This is a genomic window from Vibrio sp. 10N.222.55.C6 (genome assembly GCF_041473395.1).
Taxonomy (GTDB): Bacteria; Pseudomonadota; Gammaproteobacteria; order Enterobacterales; family Vibrionaceae; genus Vibrio; species Vibrio crassostreae_C.
In genome coordinates this window covers 1-352 of sequence record NZ_JBFRSD010000267.1, presented here as the reverse complement: position 1 = coordinate 352, position 352 = coordinate 1, and the positions used below count along the sequence as shown (strand labels likewise).

1 protein-coding gene is annotated in these 352 nt (G+C 44.9%); it reads left to right on the top strand.

Going from position 1 to position 352, the window contains the following annotated elements; genetic code table 11:
• The coding region (locus AB4486_RS23590) for an ATP-binding cassette domain-containing protein (RefSeq protein WP_372118993.1) at positions 1-352 on the top strand (352 nt) is incomplete at both ends.

The following is a 352-nucleotide window of genomic DNA, read 5'->3' as shown; positions in this document are numbered from 1 at the left end:
TTCAGAATCTTACCCAGATGAGTTGTCTGGTGGTATGAAGCAGCGTGTTGGTTTGGCTCGTGCACTAGCATGTGACCCAGATATCTTGTTGATGGATGAAGCGTTCTCGGCGCTCGATCCTTTGATTCGTACTGAAATGCAAGATGAGCTTATTCGCCTTCAAAATGACGATAAACGAACCATTGTTTTTATCTCGCATGATTTGGATGAAGCGATGCGTATCGGTGACCGAATTGCGATTATGCAAAATGGCGAAGTGGTTCAAGTCGGTACTCCAGACGATATTCTTAGTAACCCAGCGAATGATTATGTCGAAGCTTTCTTCCGTGGTGTGAACGTAGCAAGCGTACTT